Origin of the sequence: Leptospira saintgironsiae (assembly GCF_002811765.1) — a bacterium.
GTDB lineage: Bacteria > Spirochaetota > Leptospiria > Leptospirales > Leptospiraceae > Leptospira_B > Leptospira_B saintgironsiae.
The window spans coordinates 286,222-300,374 of the sequence record NZ_NPDR01000002.1; the positions used below are offsets into that span (position 1 = coordinate 286,222).

Here is a 14,153-nt window from a genome sequence, read left to right on the forward strand (position 1 = left end):
GCAGAATACTTTACTATGTGGGCGAATCAAAATTTCCGGGAGTATATCTAAGAGGGACAGGGGTCATTGGTTGGCCTCTGGCTTCTTTGTTATTATTATTAAAGAATAAATTTGGCGGCTTCCAAGTATTTGTAGAACCGTACAAATTACAAAAATCAGAAATACCTCAGATACTCTCTTTACTCGAAAAAGGTGGGGTCATAGTAGACGATGGTTCCAATGGGGTCCGGAACTTTTTCCCAGAATGGATCTCTAAACAAGATGCATTGTCCGGGTCTCTTGTGGTATGTGATTCTTCTCCGCCTGGAGTTGCAGACAAAAGAAAATCTGAATACTCAGAACCAATTTACGATCAGATCAAAATTTTTATCGCTCAGGGAAGTGAACATTCTTTCGGGCCTCAGTTTTTGTATCCGGAAAGTTCTCCACTTTTAGAAAAAAATCCGCCTAAATTCATACATGTCTCTACATGTAATACTCATACGTTAGCCGGAATACTTAGGCCCTTCTACTCCGAAAGACCACAAGAGCTAACAAATATATTAGAAGAGGCTGACTTTTTTGTGATTCGTCGAGATGCGGACATGGCAAAAAATGATCCTCACGTGACAGGACCTTTACTTGTTCTTCCTGAATCGCCAACGGGCACCCATCATGGAAGATTATTGAACGAAGTATATTCTGATTTGGGATTTAGTATTAAATTGGGATCTTCTTCCGTAACGATAAATTCACCTTATATGCACTTGATCCGTTTCCATCTCAGATTAAAAAGAGAGATCAGTAAGGAATGGTTGGTTTCTAAGATCAATAATGATCCTTTCTTAAGTATAACTGAACTTGTTTCTACAAACTCAATCTTCTCCTCCGGAAGAGATCGCGGATTATATGGCAGAATTTTCTCTCATGCAGTATTTCCTCTCTCCGCATTGGAAGTGAATGGAAAAGAAGTGCGAGGATATGCTGCGACACCTGGGGATTCGAACGTGCATATTTCAAGTATCTATGCGGTTTATAAAGGATTGGGACTTTCTTGGGGTCCAGAAACAGAAGCCTTTTTAGCCGGAATTGTCTTGAAAGAAGTTTAGAACTTCATAGAAATATCCAGACAGTTTTGATCTTTTTTCATTGATCGCATTTGATATATTGAAAAAGATGTTTAATATATTGACAAGTTCACAAAAATCCAGCTGCAGAGGTAGGAATTCCTAATGAAAGCAAATAATATCTTAGAGACGATCGGTAATACTCCACACGTAAAAATCAACCGACTTTTTGGATCCAAATACAATGTATATTCTAAATTAGAGCGTAGCAATCCAGGCGGTTCTATCAAGGATCGTATCGCGCTTTCTATGATCGAGGACGCTGAAAAAAGCGGAAAACTCACTAAGGATACAGTAATCATCGAGCCAACTTCCGGAAACACTGGAATTGGTTTAGCTCTTGTTGCGGCAGTAAAAGGATACCGTTTGATCCTGGTTATGCCTGAGTCTATGAGTGTGGAAAGAAGAAGAATTATGGCTGCTTACGGCGCGGAATTCGATCTTACTCCTCGTGAAAAAGGAATGCCTGGAGCAATCGAAAGAGCAAAACAACTTGTTTCTGAAAATCCAAAAGCTTGGATGCCTCAACAGTTCGAGAACGAAGCAAATATTAAAGTACACGTTGAAACCACTGCAGCAGAGATCCTAAAAGATTTCCCTAACGGAGTAGATGTTCTAATCACTGGAGTAGGAACAGGTGGACATATCACTGGAGTTGCTAAAGTTTTAAAGGAGAAGTTCCCTAAAACTAAAGTATTCGCAGTTGAGCCAGAAGCTTCTCCTGTAATTTCCGGAGGAAAACCTGGACCACACCCAATCCAAGGAATTGGAGCTGGATTCATTCCTAAAAACTTACACACTGATCTACTAGACGGAGTAATCCAAGTTTCTAAGGATGAGGCTTTTCAATATGCACTTCGTGCAGCAAAAGAAGAAGGAATTTTCTTAGGAGTATCTTCCGGTGCATCTCTTGCAGCGGTTGCTAAAAAACTTCCTGAACTACCAGAAGGATCTACAGTTCTTACATTCAACTATGATACTGGAGAAAGATACCTTTCTATCGAAGGACTTTTCCCAGTTCCTTCTAACGGCTAAGATTAGAATACAATCTATCGTTTTTAAGATCCCGGCCGTAAAACGTCGGGATTTTTTATGTACGAACTTTTCGCACAATGTTCTTCGTGCGAATCTTCATTGTTTGTCATAAAAGTATTGTAATAAATTACTTGCCTTTCAAATTAAATCGAACATCTGTGCGAAAAAGTGGGAAAATAAACAATTCGGTATCAAAGGAAAAAGTAAACAGATGTTCAACCGTTTGAAAATATTAAAACAAATTAATGAATTAGATGCGGAGAAGGATGCACAGAAGATAGTGTTTCTTTCTGGAAGTTATGATTTCCCTCAGGATGTGGAGATCTCACTTGCTATTTCCTTCTTCAGGACTTTTGCAATTCCTTCTATTTCTAAAATATTAAATACAACCAAACGATTCGAAGTTGCAGGACAAAAAAGATACGATGATACCGCGTTGATCCTGGCAGAATTTATAGAGAATGGACTGGATAGTGAAAGAGGAAGAGAGGCCATGAGAAGGCTAAACCAGATTCATAAAGAATATAATATCAAGAATGAAGATTTTCTCTATACTCTTACAACTTTCATATTTGAGCCGGATCGTTGGAACCAAAAGTTCGGTTGGAGAAAAAGTACAGAAAAAGAAAGGTTAGCCAACTTCTATCTTTGGAAAAGGATCGGAAAAATGATGAATATCAAAAATATTCCGGAAACTTACGAAGAAATGTTGGAGTTCAATCTAAAATTCGAAAAGGAAAACTTCTACCGAACTAAAGACTCAGAACAAGTCGCGCTCGCAACGATGAAGATCGCTTCTGCTAGAATTCCAAAAATTCCCGGTTTGGAATATTTGGTTTATAATGCAGTGTATTCTCTTATGGACAATCCTCTTAGAGAAGCAATGGGATTTCCGAAAGCAAATCCGATCGTAGCTGGTTTGACCTACACAGTTTTGAAACTTAGAGCATTCTTTCTTAGATATTTTTGGCCACCTAGAAAAACTCCTTATTACGTGACCAAAAGAAATAACCCTACATATCCAAATGGATATTTGATTGAAGAGTTAGGACCACATTAGAAAAATACGGAAGGGCTCGGTTTATTGCCCGTTCCGAAATGTCCGTCCTAGTACTTGTAGAATCTCCAACCAAAGTTAAAACAATCTCTTCCTATTTGGGAAAAGATTATAAGGTACTCGCGACCTTCGGACATATTTTAGATCTTCCTGCTGACCGGATCGGGATCAAGATAGAAAAAGATTTCGAGCCAGAGTATGTTCCTCTCAAAGGCAAAAAAAAAATACTGTCTTCTATTTTAAAAGAAGCAAAGTCTCATTCTTCTATACTTATAGCAACTGACCCGGATAGAGAAGGAGAGTTTATAGGATATATCCTGGCCCAAAAATTAGGGAAGAAGGCAAACATCTCCCGAATTCGTTTCCAAGAAATCCAGAAGGACAAAATTTTACAGGCAATCTCAGAACCGGACAAGATCGATCTGGATCTAGTCGATTCTCAAAAAGCCAGAAGGATCTTGGATAGATTGATTGGATATAAAGTCAGTCCATTTTTATGGAGAGCAGTAAGCGGAGAAGGTCTGTCAGCAGGAAGAGTGCAGTCAGTCGCTCTAAAATGGATTTGTGAAAGAGAAGAAGAGATCCGGAGTTTTATTCCAGTCACCACTTGGCTTGTTTCTGCGACAGTATTCTTTGGATCTGGAGAAAATGATAAGATCATTTTTTATCCTAAAAGAGATGTATTTTCTACTCAAAAAGAAGCTTCTCAATTCTTAGATTCTATATTAAAAAAAACGAAAGTATTGAAAATTACAGAAGAAAAAGAGAAGTTAGGAGAAACTTTACCTCCACCTCCTTTTACTACTGCAACCTTACAACAGGAAGCATTCAGGATCTTAAAATTTCCCGCTTCCAAAACAATGAAACTGGCCCAGGAATTATATGAAGGAACAGATCTAGGGAAAGGAAGATCCCAAGGACTGATCACTTATATGAGAACTGATTCAGTTCGGATGGGAGAAAACGCTATTGATTCTATCCGCGGAAAGATTTCTTCTAAATTTGGAAAAGAATTCGTATCAGAGAAGGCCCAAACTTACAGGCTGAAAAAAACAAAGGGGAAATCCCAGGATGCTCATGAAGCGATCCGACCAGTGGATGTATTTTTAGAACCTTCTTTTGTATTTGAAGTTGCCGATCGTAATCTAAGTAGAGATTCCAAAAAATTATACGAACTGATTTGGAAACGAGCCATTGCTTCTCAAATGAAACCTGAAACTTGGAAAAGATTAAGATTCGAGGCAAGCGGAGGAGGAGAACATTGGGAAGGAGAAAAACTTTTTACAATCGATCCTGGTTATAAGAAGATCTATAATGTAAGTTCAGACATTCTTCCTACCTGGAAAAAGGGAGAAACTTTGACTCCTGACCCTTGGGAGATCCAGGAAAAAACAACGGAACCTCCTCCCAGATATACAGAAGCAAGTCTCGTTTCCAAATTAGAAAAAGAAGGAATTGGCAGGCCTTCTACATTTGCTTCTATCTTGGAAACATTATACAAAAGAAAATACGTATACTCTGAAAAAGGAAAATTATATTCGGAAACTCTTGGAGAAAGGGTAAATGCATTCTTGCAGGCTGCTTTTGCAGATCTATTCAGGGAAAAATTCACATCTGAAATGGAACAAAAATTGGATTCTATTGCTTCTGGAGAAGAAAGTAGATCCAAGGTACTCTCAGAATTTTATTCTATCTTAGATTCTCAATTAAAGAAAACGAATATAATTGCGATCAATAAGCAGTTAAAAGAAAAGCTTAAAACTCCTAAATACGGAATTTGCCCTGTATGTAAAGAGGGAGAGAGAGTTAGGAAAAAGTCCGCAAAGAAAAAAGAATATTATATCTGCTCTCGATTCCCCGCCTGCGATTATGCGGAATATCTCTGATTATTTTCTTTCTGTAACTGCGACCCAGGTGCCATTTTTATTTTCTGCTTCTACCTTACGATCGTATAGATCAGAAAGTCTCGCAGAAGTGAATGCTTCCTTGATATCGCCTGAAAATAGAATTTTGCCTGATTTTAGGAGAGCTGCATTTTCGTAAAATGGAGGGATCTCGTCGATCCTGTGAGTGATATAGATGGAAGTGAAGTTGCGATTCTTTTTATATTCATCTAAGAAGTCTATGAATTCTTCCCTGGCAGTTAGATCTAATCCAGAGCAAGGCTCATCTAAGATCACAAATTCTGGAGAAGTGCACATTGCTCTTAAGAAAAGTACCTTCTTCTTTTCTCCTGATGATAAAGTGCGGAATAATTGATTTCTTTTAGCGCCGAAACCGTTCTCTTCTAAAATTCGTTCTGCTTCTTTTTCTTCCCAGGCATTTGATTCTCTATAAAAACCTATGGTGTGAAAAAATCCAGTGAGAAGAACATCATAAACAGTAAGACTTTTTTGGAGTGCACTTTCTTGTTGGGAAGAATCTAAGATACCAATCTTATTTCGTAAGATCTGAAGAGGAGTTTCTCCAAAAGTTTCTCCGAATAGATTGATCCTACCCGCAGTCGGCCAAACAGAACCATAGATCAAATTTACAAGTGTAGTTTTTCCGGCACCGTTACGGCCTAATAGAACCCAATGTTCTCCGGAATTGATCTGAAAATCGATTCCATCCAGAATTGGAGTTCCGGATCTATAAAACTTAATTCCGTGTAAATTGAGCAGATTATTGGATTCAGTTTTCTTCATTCGCGATCTCGTAGGCCTTAGCTAATTTTTCGCAGGTCTCTTCGAATTTTGCCTTATCATCTAACTGGAATTTTTTTAGTATACTCGAGTCAGCTGCATAGTAACTGGTTTTTTTATCCAGATAATCGCACATCATATTTGCGACGTATACAGAATCAACTAAATCCGTATAAATCGTGTTAGTCGCCATGAAGGCTCTATGATGAAATTCGATCATATGAACAAGGTCTGGAGGGAAGTCCCATTTTCTAGCGAGCATAGCTCCTAGAGTTGGATGAGAAATACCTGTAGAAATTTCTTCTAAGATCGTGGAATTGGAAAGATCCCTATTCTTTTGGTAAGATGCCAAACGTTTGAATAATGTTGGATCTAATGAAAGCAAAATGAATTTTCCTAAATCATGGAGTAAGGCACCGACTGCTGCGATATCGGAAAGTTTTCCGAGTCCTGCTCTTTGAGAAACCTGCCTCGCGAAAAAACTCGCAAGGTTGGAATGGTTCCATACTTCCTGAAGTTTGGAATATCTTCCTTCCATGATCTTTCGTACACCTGATACATACAAAAGATTTCGGACGTTCTTCAGCCCCACAACCTTAACAGCTTGGACGATCGTATTCACCTTATTCCTACTCGCGAAACCTGCCGAGTTAGAAAGTTTTAGAAGATCCGCACTGATCGCAGGGTTTCTTTCTATCTCGTTAGCAATAACTCCTAAATCGGAATCAGGATTATTACAAAGATTTATTATTCGTGTCAGAGTATGAGGAAGAGGGGGAAGTCCATCTACTTCTGACAAAATTCTGTCCTTTAGTTTAGTAGCCACATCCAATGGAACGATTTGTTTAGGGATCACTAAGGTAGCTCTTGTGATCTTACCATCAGTTTCTATCTTAAATTTATCAGAACCTATTCCTGAGTTTTTTAATAATAATTGTATGAGAACAAGTCCGAGGCCCGCGCTCTCTTGGCTATCCGCCATGGAAAGAAATGCATCTGATAGATCATTGAACTTACTTGCGGATTCTAATCTTGCTTTGATCCTTTCTGATTCTTGTGGAAGAAGTGCCGAATCATTCTCAATCAAAAAAATCAGATTCTGGTTCATGATCTTTGCGCGAAGACGGACAGATAGATTAGAACCTTTGAGTATCTTCTCCTGCTCATCCCATTTATGAATGATATCTTCTAGAAAACGTTTCATCCCTTTATTATAATGAGATGCCTCGTTAATATTCAGCCCCTCACTAAGGAAGAAAAGCCTCTTGGCGTTCGCTTTATTCGCGTTCATCAAAAGTTCTTTCAGAATGGTAGAAACCACTTCCGTAAGAAATAATCTGTCCAGGTTTCCCAAAACCTGAAGTAGCAGAAGATAGATCTGCTGATGATCCTCGTCCGAAATAAATCTATATTCCAGTTCGATATCTTTTCCAGAGACCAGGGTTTCCGTAAGTTCCGTCGGATTTAGCATTCCCTCAAATTTGGGTCTAAACTCCCTTGTCGCAAGAAAAAAAATGCGCTCCATTTTTCGAATTGGGCACCTGTTTGTCCGGGGAAAACCTAAAATATCATATGGGGGCCGGAAATGGAGAAGGAGCCAAAAAAATCAGAACAAGCATCCGAAAAATTCGGAGAGGATTTACAGGAAGAACTCAGATTTTTTCTGGAAAATCGATTGGATGGGCTTTTGGACGAGGCGGAGAAGTTCAGGCAAACCAAACAATCCTACAGAAAGACAAGGTCCAAGTTTTTGAGAAAGGAGCCTAATCCAGAAAAAAACCAGGGATTTTTGCCTTTTCTCTATTCCATTTCCAATCAGAGGGAGGGGAACAGCGAGGAGCCGGAGTCTAAAGTTTCAGGGGATGAATCTTGAAATGAGACCAACCCCAGATTATTTTCTCATTAGCTAAATAAAGATGGACATTTGGATGAAACGATTCATGGTAGAGACGAATGGATAGCAACTTCTTCTTCGAAGAGGCTCCTGAGGACTCGGAGAGTCGGGATATCTTAGATATCATGGACTCCTATCGGTACATGAACTCCTCTTACTTTTTCGATTTTATATCGGATGGAAGATGGGATCATGGAAAAGGTTGGGTGGAGAAAAACATCGACCGAGGACAATGGACCACAAGATTCGTTCCGGGCAGTATAGATCGATACCGTAGACCAGGATCTGGTCAAAGTCCCTGAGAACAAAAAAAAGGACCCAAATTTAGGGTCCTTTTTTATTAGCCAGGCTTGAAGCCGCGACTTTAAGCTTAGTTCACTAATTTCAAACCGTTAATGTCTATAATCTTACGATAGACTAGTTTATTCTTCTCTTTTTGAGGATTGAAGATCAAAACTACAACCTTATTAAAAGTAAAATATCCAGGGCGATACTCAGTGTAGTGGTGAGAGAATATCGTAGATTTATATTTAGCATTGTATACGGTATAAGTGTGTTTGCTCAAAGTATCATGCTTTTGTTTTTGAAGATCTTCTGCAGTCTGAGGGACAAAGTTACTGATTAGAACTTTGTCTTTTGCAGGACCTTCTTCTCCATAAAGAACGATAGGAAGTGCATCCTTAGGATTGTTAGTAAGATAATGAACTAGAGTGTCCAGATTCGGGTTAGGGAATTTTACTTTTTCTCCTCTCGCGATCTTTTCGTCGTAGTTCTTCTTCACTTCTCCGTATTTCTTCTCTCCCCAAACATTTTTACTGTCTAGTTTAACTGGAACAAGGTTCTGGAAGTTTACAACCTTAGTTTCTTCTTCCACATCGTATTGTCTCCATTTAGGAAAAGGCACAAGCTCTCTGCGATCATCTACTCTGGAAAGAGGAGTTTCATTTACTGCTAAAATATAAATGGAGAAGTTTGCTGGGTCAAAGTCTCTGTTCTCGAGTTCAACCATTACGTCCATGAACTCGCCTTTTCCGTTATCCGCATGTCTACGGAAGAAGGAAACTTCTTTGACTAAGAGTCTATCATCGTAATACGCGAGTGGATAATATTCCACTCCTTCGGAACCTTTACTTTCCTTCTCTGCATTGTTTTGGCCGGAAACGCCATTTCCCAAAATTAAGAATAAAAGGATAAAAGAAAATTTTGCGACGGATTTCATGCGATTTATTGTCCCAGTACGGTTCTTCATATTGAATATCGACTTACAAGCCCCGAAACTTAGCCGTTCTTCTCGTTTTCCTTAAAAAAATGAGAAGAATTCTGCCTCGGGCGGAGAATGGATCGATTCTATCTAAACTAGGAAATTTAGTCCAGCGGATTAAAAGTTTAAGAAAAGCCTAAGGGATTAGGCTTTTTTGATATGATTTTTGTCGTCTACGAGAACGACTTGGGGTTTATAACCTTTTGGCAGGTCCTTTTCTTCCAAGGAGCCGTAGGAAATGATAATTACCTTGTCTCCTTTCATTCCGAGACGGGCAGCAGCGCCGTTCAAACAGATCTCTCCAGAACCTCTTTTGCCTTCGATCAGATATGTCTCGAATCTGGATCCGTTGTTTACATTCACAACAGAAACTTTTTCGTAAGGAAACATTCCAGCGGCATCTACCAAATCCATATCTACCGTCAGGCTTCCCTCGTAATTGAGGTCCGCGTCGGTTACAGTGGCTCTATGGATTTTACCTTTACAAACAGTGATGAGCATTCGTGTTTACTCGCTAAAAAGTACCTTAAATATTTTGCCCGAGATATTCAAAAGCGTTTTTCTCTTAAAGAAATGGATTTTAGTGTTAATAGTTTCTTTGCTAAACTTAATTTCCGAGAAAAGGGGAGTAATCACGTAATTCTCATATAAATTCGGATACACTCTATTTTCGTCGTAAACACTTCCTTTGAAATTTTCCAGAACCTTACGAAGAATTCTTTTTTCTTGGCGGTTCAGGTCTATCTCGTCCTCATGCTCGGTTCCGACCCAGGTTAATAAATAACCCGAGATCCCGGTCTCGGTCAATTTTGGGGTCACATCTATTAGACGATTTTCTTTCAGGTGAAGAAGTGCCTGATTCAATTCCATCGGATACGGAGAATCTTCCAGATGGATATATTTTTGCTCCGTAATCACTTTGGCGTATTTTTGAAAGAATACCCCATCAGAAAGATAAACCAGTTTTGCTAGTTCCTGACGGTTTCTTCCTCGCGGAGATCTTTGGAGTATAAAGGAGATGACTTCGAGCAGCTTTTCCATAAATAATACGAGTGTGCAGGCTTTTTCCCTGAAAAATCCCCTTCCATACGAAGATTACGTCCTCTTCCAGGAAAAGTCCCGGGAAAATAGAAGGGAATCGATTCTATTTTTGGAACACCCTCTTACGATTACCGGGGGGATCAATTATAATATCGACAATCTTCTCCGAAATGAGGACTTCCTTTCTGAGCACGGTATCTCTCTCCAATACATAAAAAGAGGAGGGGATTATACCGCTCATGAGCCAGGACAGATCGTTGCCTATGTACATTTGGACTTAAAAAAAAGAGAAATTTCCATCTCGGAATTTTTGGACGGGGTCCTTGAATCCGCAATTTATTCCACTAAGAAAGTTTGGGATTTGGATCTTGTAAAAAATCCGAATGCACCAGGGCTTTATCTGTCTACTTCTCCCAATCGCAAAATTCTTTCTATGGGAGTTCTATTTAAGTCCTGGTTTACCAGTTACGGGATTGCGCTCAATGTTTCTAACGATTTTTCCGCCTTTCAGTGCATCCACCCGTGCGGGCAGGACTGGAAATCAATGATTTCAGTTTCTCAGCTTGGACTTCCAAGCGGAGAAGATAAAAAGAAGGAATGGATCCGCACTTTTCAGTCCAAATTCCTGGAAAATTTAAAGCCAATCAGAGACAGTATTCGCGCCTAAATTGATTTTTATTCTTTAGAAAAAAGCCGAAATCGGCCGATTTTTAATAGAAGAGAGGTTCTCAGGTGCAAATTTTCAAACATATTCTATTTTTCATTTTAGCACTTTTGGTTTGCGAAGGGATCGCTGCCGGAGCCTCTGCATGGTCCTTTCTGGAATCTTCTCTTGCTTCTTTTGAGCAGATCAAAAATCTTTCGGACCAAAGAGCCAGAGATACAATCGGCGCCATCTCTAAATCTAGCGAAGGAAAATTAAGCAAAGATAGATTAGAAGATCTGAATTTTGCATTCACAAGACTTGTGAAAGTGACTTCGGGAGATAAAGAAGGATTTATTATTTCTGAGATCAGCATGACCGATGATTCAGGGGTAGTTCTTGCATCATCTAACGAAGATTATGTGTCTGATCCGAGAGCAAAAAGAAAACCAGAGCCTAAGTTTTTATCTACTAATTATACTGCTGCTCATCATTTAAGAAAATGGCAAATAGGAACTCCAATCCTTTTGGGAGAAAAGAATACATTCCAGGATGATAAACTGATGCAGATCGTTTCTCCTTATTTTCCTGAAATTTCTGAACCGAGCGTTCTTCTTTCCATGGCAGTGTATCATCCTGAAAAATTGGAAAGAGTAGCTTCTCTTCATATGAAATATGAAAGAGGGAATTTTGCACATTTTGTGAAGATACAAACTGAACTATTTTGGTGGACCTTACAGAATAATGCGATTATCGCTTTGATCTGTGCCCTTATATTAGGATTTTCTCACCTACTTATTAAGAGTGTTCGCAGTTCTTTTACTCAGGATGGAAAGTATATTGCAGAATATCCATCGGCTCCTCCTTTATGGGAGAAGGTTGACTTTGCACAAACCCAAGGGCCTATTCGTTGGAGAGAAAATGTTTCTTCTCCTTCTTACCAAAGCCAAAACCCAGCGCCAGTTTCTCAGAGCCATGTTCCAGCGGCTCCTGTGGCATCGGCTCCTTCTACTGCGCAAGCAGTCAATCGTGAGAAAGCGGAAATTATAGACGCTATTTATCTAGGATAAACTTTTTTGGAAATTCATACTACAAAACTGGGACATATATTAAAGGTAACTCCGAAAGGGGTTCTTGATTCCTATTCTGCATTTGACCTGGTGCGCTTTATCAAAACTCGCTGGGAAGAAGGGGAAAGACTTGTACTAGTCAATTCCCGTTTTGTAGAATATATAGAAGAAGACGGAATTTCTGCGCTTGTGGAATTGAAAAACTTTTTCGAAAAATTCGGCGGCAATATTGCGTTCAGCGATTGGAATGAAGAAGGTTTACTTGTTTTGGGATTATTCGGTCTGAGCAAGAATTCGAACTTCTTTAAACATGAGAAAGACGCAGAGATTTGGCTTTCTTCTTTGAAAATTGAAGATAGAAGAACTTTGTCAGAAAAGTCGGAAAGTATTTCTTCTCTCAGACAAACTAAACCTATTCAATTTTATTCAAGTTCTTCTAGTATCAGTAAGTCTGACGTATATGTTCCTGAGATTAGCACTGTTCCGATCCCTGGACAAGAGCCAGTTGAGAAGACTAAGATCGGAAAAGATCTGGATAATACTTTGGAGCAAGCACGTAATATCCAAGAAAGGATCCTATACTGCGAGTCTTGTAGAGCAAGACTTAGGATAAAAACTCTTGGTCGTCATCAATGCCCTAATTGCGGAATTCAGTTTGACGTGAGTCGCACCGGTGGAGTTCGATACTTGGAGAAACTATTAGGTTAGTTTCAGTATGACGGAAACACCGACCACGTAGGATCTCTTGTCCCAAGCAGCCAGAAGAAGTTTCGCTCTTTCTTTTTACACCCTCATTTCTAGAATTTTAGGAGTGTTCCGGGACCATTTTATGGCCGTGTCTTTCGGGACAGGCACAGTGGCCTCTGCATTTTCAGTCGCTTATAGATTACCAAATATGTTCCGAAACCTATTGGCAGAAGGAACTCTTTCTCAATCCTTTATGCCATTATATTCTGATGCGGAGAAGGACGGAGTAGTCGCCGCTCGGAAGATGAGTGGGGCTGTATTAAGTTTTCTTTTTGTAATCCTTCTAAGCTTCGTAGTAATCGTATTTACATTTTCTCCATTTGCACTTCCTATCCTTGTTGGAGGAACACCTGAATATTCGGGGCTTGTAGTAGAGCTGACCTATATTCTATTTTTCTTAATCGTCACTGCGAGTTTGTCCTCTATCTATATGGCGATCTCAAACGTCAAAAATAGATTTTTTGTTCCTTCTCTTTCTCCAATCATTCTGAACTTAAGTTACCTTACTGTTTTCTTAGGGATTTTCCCTTTTGTTGATTGGGAACTTTTGACGAAGGTAAGAGTTCTTTGTTTTGCGATTGTTGGAGGAGGGATCATACAATTAGGTGTCCAAGCCTGGTATGTTTCCAGAAATGGAGAAGGCCCTATATTCTCCCTGAATTATAAACATCCAGCTATTTCAAAAATATTTAAACTGATGTTACCGGCGGCAGTCGGAGGTGGATTTTACCAGCTTGGGCTTTTGGTGGATATATTTTTAGCAAATTATGTGCAGAATACAAATCCAGGCTTAGGCGCTGTCGTTAGTTTGGATTATGCTCAGAGACTAGTGCAACTTCCTACAGGTATTATAGGTGTTGCACTTGCGACTACAACTTTGCCTGCGTTACTTTCTTCCTTAAAACAAAATAAACATTCTGAGGTTCCTAAGGAAATGTTAGGAGTTTTGGGATTTGCGGGATTTTTAACTGCACCTGCTGCTCTCGGCATTGGGATCTTGGCCGGGCCGATCTTGGACTCCATTTATTATGGAGGAAGATGGGATCATTTAGCTACGGAGACCACGATCTTACCTTTAGTTTTTTATTCATTAGCAGTTCCATTCTATAGTATGAATAAGGTTTTGATCTCTACGTATTATGCATTCCAAGACACAAAAACTCCTTTAAGAGTACAAGCATTCACTTTTTCTCTGAACCTGATATTGAACTTTTCTTTAATATTTTTCTTAAAACATTCTGCGATTGCATTGTCTTCTGCTGTATCAACTGTAGTAACTTGGACATTGCTTTCTAATTATTTAAAAAAGCATGAAGTCGCTTTTCCTTGGGAAGGTTTTCTTTCTAAAATTGCAAAATTGGTCCTGCCACTTTTAGCAATGGCTGCATTTTTATTTTTTTATAAAGAAATGGTCCATTCTCAAGCATTAACTTTTCTCTCCGAAAAAGGACTAAGTTATGCGAATTCTTCCAGAATCTCGCTTTGCGCTGCTATTCTTCCCGGTATGGCAATTTTTTTCCTAATCAGTCTGCTTTTGGGGTTAGAAGAGATAAGGTTAATAGCTGGAAAAATATTTCGTAAGAAGTAATTTTGCCCGGAATATCCGCGGTTCTCG

The 14,153-nt window shown here is 39.3% G+C and carries 15 protein-coding genes; 10 read left to right on the plus strand and 5 right to left on the minus strand.

Annotated features, from left to right (window positions below):
- Positions 1 to 17 precede the first annotated feature (17 nt).
- The 4 genes from CH362_RS06345 to topA all read left to right on the plus strand — a co-directional run bounded on the left by CH362_RS06345 (position 18) and on the right by topA (position 5,084).
- Positions 18 to 1,088 (plus strand): hypothetical protein, encoded by a 1,071-nt coding sequence (locus tag CH362_RS06345; protein ID WP_100709527.1) that lies wholly within the window; start codon positions 18 to 20, stop codon positions 1,086 to 1,088.
- A 123-nt stretch (positions 1,089 to 1,211) separates the two neighbouring features.
- On the plus strand, positions 1,212 to 2,141 hold the full coding sequence (gene cysK, locus CH362_RS06350; RefSeq protein ID WP_100709528.1) for a cysteine synthase A: 930 nt from the start codon (positions 1,212 to 1,214) through the stop codon (positions 2,139 to 2,141).
- Positions 2,142 to 2,352: 211 nt separating this feature from the next.
- Entirely contained in the window at positions 2,353 to 3,201 is an 849-nt protein-coding gene (locus CH362_RS06355; protein ID WP_100709529.1) for an oxygenase MpaB family protein, read from the plus strand.
- A gap of 38 nt (positions 3,202 to 3,239) precedes the next feature.
- Entirely contained in the window at positions 3,240 to 5,084 is a 1,845-nt protein-coding gene (topA, locus tag CH362_RS06360; RefSeq protein WP_100709530.1) for a type I DNA topoisomerase, read from the plus strand.
- On the opposite strand, the gene CH362_RS06365 is transcribed toward topA, so the two are convergent.
- The gene (locus tag CH362_RS06365) at positions 5,085 to 5,885 is read right to left on the minus strand and encodes an ABC transporter ATP-binding protein (RefSeq protein WP_100709531.1); all 801 of its coding nucleotides are present in this window, start codon (positions 5,883 to 5,885) and stop codon (positions 5,085 to 5,087) included.
- Positions 5,872 to 7,353 (minus strand): HDOD domain-containing protein, encoded by a 1,482-nt coding sequence (locus CH362_RS06370; protein ID WP_100709532.1) that lies wholly within the window; start codon positions 7,351 to 7,353, stop codon positions 5,872 to 5,874. The genes CH362_RS06365 and CH362_RS06370 overlap by 14 nt, the downstream gene beginning before the upstream one ends.
- A gap of 114 nt (positions 7,354 to 7,467) precedes the next feature.
- Between CH362_RS06370 and CH362_RS06375 the strand changes: the two genes are divergently transcribed.
- Together CH362_RS06375 and CH362_RS06380 are read left to right on the plus strand one after the other, a co-directional pair.
- Positions 7,468 to 7,755 carry a hypothetical protein gene (locus CH362_RS06375; RefSeq protein WP_100709533.1) on the plus strand — a complete coding sequence of 96 codons (288 nt, stop codon included), beginning with the start codon at positions 7,468 to 7,470 and terminating at the stop codon, positions 7,753 to 7,755.
- An 80-nt stretch (positions 7,756 to 7,835) separates the two neighbouring features.
- A complete protein-coding gene (locus CH362_RS06380) occupies positions 7,836 to 8,078 on the plus strand; it encodes a hypothetical protein (protein ID WP_100709534.1) in 243 nt (80 codons plus the stop codon).
- Between the two features lie 68 nt (positions 8,079 to 8,146).
- Here the strand turns inward: CH362_RS06380 and CH362_RS06385 are convergent, their stop codons facing one another.
- The 3 genes from CH362_RS06385 to CH362_RS06395 all read right to left on the minus strand — a co-directional run bounded on the left by CH362_RS06385 (position 8,147) and on the right by CH362_RS06395 (position 10,078).
- Positions 8,147 to 8,995 carry a hypothetical protein gene (locus tag CH362_RS06385; protein WP_100709535.1) on the minus strand — a complete coding sequence of 283 codons (849 nt, stop codon included), beginning with the start codon at positions 8,993 to 8,995 and terminating at the stop codon, positions 8,147 to 8,149.
- 186 nt (positions 8,996 to 9,181) lie between these two features.
- Complete coding sequence (panD, locus tag CH362_RS06390; protein ID WP_008592788.1) at positions 9,182 to 9,538, minus strand: aspartate 1-decarboxylase; 357 nt, start codon at positions 9,536 to 9,538, stop codon at positions 9,182 to 9,184.
- A gap of 6 nt (positions 9,539 to 9,544) precedes the next feature.
- Entirely contained in the window at positions 9,545 to 10,078 is a 534-nt protein-coding gene (locus tag CH362_RS06395; protein WP_100709536.1) for a type II toxin-antitoxin system antitoxin SocA domain-containing protein, read from the minus strand.
- Between CH362_RS06395 and lipB the strand changes: the two genes are divergently transcribed.
- The 4 genes from lipB to murJ all read left to right on the plus strand — a co-directional run bounded on the left by lipB (position 10,056) and on the right by murJ (position 14,126).
- Positions 10,056 to 10,745: a lipoyl(octanoyl) transferase LipB gene (gene lipB, locus CH362_RS06400; RefSeq protein ID WP_100709537.1), complete on the plus strand. Its 690-nt coding sequence runs from the start codon at positions 10,056 to 10,058 to the stop codon at positions 10,743 to 10,745. The two genes, CH362_RS06395 and lipB, sit on opposite strands and share 23 nt — an antisense overlap.
- A gap of 65 nt (positions 10,746 to 10,810) precedes the next feature.
- Positions 10,811 to 11,791, plus strand: coding sequence for an LIC_12071 family protein (locus CH362_RS06405; RefSeq protein WP_100709538.1), 981 nt, complete (start codon positions 10,811 to 10,813; stop codon positions 11,789 to 11,791).
- 6 nt (positions 11,792 to 11,797) lie between these two features.
- Positions 11,798 to 12,499: an STAS domain-containing protein gene (locus tag CH362_RS06410; RefSeq protein ID WP_100709539.1), complete on the plus strand. Its 702-nt coding sequence runs from the start codon at positions 11,798 to 11,800 to the stop codon at positions 12,497 to 12,499.
- Positions 12,500 to 12,536: 37 nt separating this feature from the next.
- Entirely contained in the window at positions 12,537 to 14,126 is a 1,590-nt protein-coding gene (murJ, locus tag CH362_RS06415) for a murein biosynthesis integral membrane protein MurJ (protein WP_100709540.1), read from the plus strand.
- Positions 14,127 to 14,153: the final 27 nt, after the last annotated feature.

What these genes read in the sequence shown, in the direction of transcription:
- cysK (WP_100709528.1), top strand. Translation starts at nt 1,212, where the DNA reads ATGAAAGCAAATAATATCTTAGAGACGATCGGTAATACTCCACACGTA.
- lipB (WP_100709537.1), top strand. Translation starts at nt 10,056, where the DNA reads ATGACTTCGAGCAGCTTTTCCATAAATAATACGAGTGTGCAGGCTTTT.
- CH362_RS06385 (WP_100709535.1), bottom strand. Translation starts at nt 8,995, where the DNA reads ATGAAATCCGTCGCAAAATTTTCTTTTATCCTTTTATTCTTAATTTTG.
- panD (WP_008592788.1), bottom strand. Translation starts at nt 9,538, where the DNA reads ATGCTCATCACTGTTTGTAAAGGTAAAATCCATAGAGCCACTGTAACC.
- CH362_RS06355 (WP_100709529.1), top strand. Translation starts at nt 2,353, where the DNA reads ATGTTCAACCGTTTGAAAATATTAAAACAAATTAATGAATTAGATGCG.
- CH362_RS06370 (WP_100709532.1), bottom strand. Translation starts at nt 7,353, where the DNA reads ATGCTAAATCCGACGGAACTTACGGAAACCCTGGTCTCTGGAAAAGAT.
- CH362_RS06395 (WP_100709536.1), bottom strand. Translation starts at nt 10,078, where the DNA reads ATGGAAAAGCTGCTCGAAGTCATCTCCTTTATACTCCAAAGATCTCCG.
- CH362_RS06380 (WP_100709534.1), top strand. Translation starts at nt 7,836, where the DNA reads ATGGATAGCAACTTCTTCTTCGAAGAGGCTCCTGAGGACTCGGAGAGT.
- topA (WP_100709530.1), top strand. Translation starts at nt 3,240, where the DNA reads ATGTCCGTCCTAGTACTTGTAGAATCTCCAACCAAAGTTAAAACAATC.
- CH362_RS06375 (WP_100709533.1), top strand. Translation starts at nt 7,468, where the DNA reads ATGGAGAAGGAGCCAAAAAAATCAGAACAAGCATCCGAAAAATTCGGA.
- CH362_RS06365 (WP_100709531.1), bottom strand. Translation starts at nt 5,885, where the DNA reads ATGAAGAAAACTGAATCCAATAATCTGCTCAATTTACACGGAATTAAG.